The following is a 1,675-nucleotide window of genomic DNA, read 5'->3' as shown; positions in this document are numbered from 1 at the left end:
GTCGGGGTCGCGCTGCTGTTGAAGGTGATGAGAAGGCTCTCTCCGGATCCTGTCGTGCCTGTCGTGGTCCCGATCGTTCCGATTGTCGTCCATGCAGATCCATCCGAGACCTGAACATTGTTGCCGTCGCGCTGTATGGCACCGTTGCTGTGGGCCACTCCGGTGGCGATCGACACCACATCCTCGCCGTCGAGACCCGAGACCGTCAGGGTGCCTCCGTCGAGATTCACGGAATCCACATCACCAAAAGCCAAAGAACTGTCTATAAATGCAGCAGAGGCATTTTCCAGAACAGTCTTACCTTCAAGACCCGTCAATGTCGGCGCGTCGTTCGTGCCTGTTATGGAAAAGCGCGCATCTCCGATCGTGGTTGCAGTGCCGTCCGTCACCCGGACGGTAAAGAGGTCGGTTACGCTGGAAGCGGCGGTCAGCGCCTGGGTATCGCTGTCGCTGTCATCAAGCGCGTAGGCAACCACGCCGCTTGATACGGTCAATGTGGCAGTGCCGTAGGTTCCCTTCTTCGTATAGGTCGCATCGCTGTCGGTTGTTACCCACCCGTTGGTTCCGAGCCAGGCTGTATCATAGCTGGCCGTGCCGTCAACATCCCCCTTTGTGAAGGTAATTGAGGAGGTTGCCGTCCCGACAGTACCGTTATACGCGCCGCCCTTCTCGACCAGCGTAGCCGTTGGCGCACCGGCCGAAAGGGTCGGCGAATCGTTGATCGAGGCTATCGAGGTGCCGAGACTGACTCCTGCAGCAGATACCTTCGAATCGGAAGCATCTGTCGTCGTATCGAAGGTCTGGGCGCCGGAGCCGGAGGTCCATGTCGTCGCCGCACTGCTATCGACCGCAAACACCATCAGCGCTCCCGGCGTGCCGTTGTAATTGGAGACGGGCACAAAACGCAGTTTGGTATCGGCAGTGTTCCCGAGAAGAAGCGCTGCGCTTGTCGTGCGCGAGCCGACGGCGTACCAGTTCGAACCACCGTCGGTGGTGTACTGCCATGTCCCCTCTGTGCTGCTGTTGGCACCGTTGGCAGTGATGGCAATACCGGCAAAGGTGTTGCCGTCGGCATCGGAGAATGTACCGCTCAAGAGGCTGGTGAGGGTCGCGCCTGCAGGCGAGGCCGTGTCTTCGTTCACTGCCGCCAGGCTCTGGGCAGATCCGAACCCGGGCGCATCGTTCACCGCCGTGACATTCACCATCAATGTAGCGGCAGAGTCGCTATATGCCTTGCCGTCGAATACCTTGAAGCCTATCGCATCATAGTTGCTGCCGCTGGCATCTTGTGCTGGTGCAAATCGGAGATGCCCAGCATCTATGTCCGCCTTACTGACAGCCTGGTTTAGCGTGACATCGGACCAGTCCGTCCCGTTGCTGCTGTATTGCAGGGAGCCGTGCGACTCCAGTGTTGTGATTGTTACGCCCGCCACTGTATCTCCATCCACATCGGCGAAGGTACCGAAATCGCTCATAGAGAGCACAATCGGCGTATCCTCACTGGTTGTCACGCTGTCATTCGTCGATGTCGGGGCATCGTTGACCTGCGCAACCGTGATGGAGGCAGTCACCACTGAACCGCCGAGGCCGCCCTCAGAGTTCGTCGTCGAACCCTGGACCTGAAATGTTCCGCTGCTCGTGCTGTTGGCCGAGGGCGTGAACTTCAGTCCTGCAT

1 protein-coding gene is annotated in these 1,675 nt (G+C 59.0%); it reads right to left on the bottom strand.

All coding sequences use genetic code 11. The annotated features are described in order from the left end of the window. On the bottom strand, positions 1 to 1,675 hold a 1,675-nt coding region (locus tag EKD02_RS09795; protein WP_148102977.1), incomplete at both ends, for a VCBS domain-containing protein.

Source organism: Chlorobium phaeovibrioides (assembly GCF_003968655.1).
GTDB classification, from domain to species: domain Bacteria; phylum Bacteroidota; class Chlorobiia; order Chlorobiales; family Chlorobiaceae; genus Chlorobium; species Chlorobium phaeovibrioides.
The sequence above is the reverse complement of the archived record's forward strand: the minus strand, read 5'-3'. Positions and strand labels throughout refer to the sequence as shown.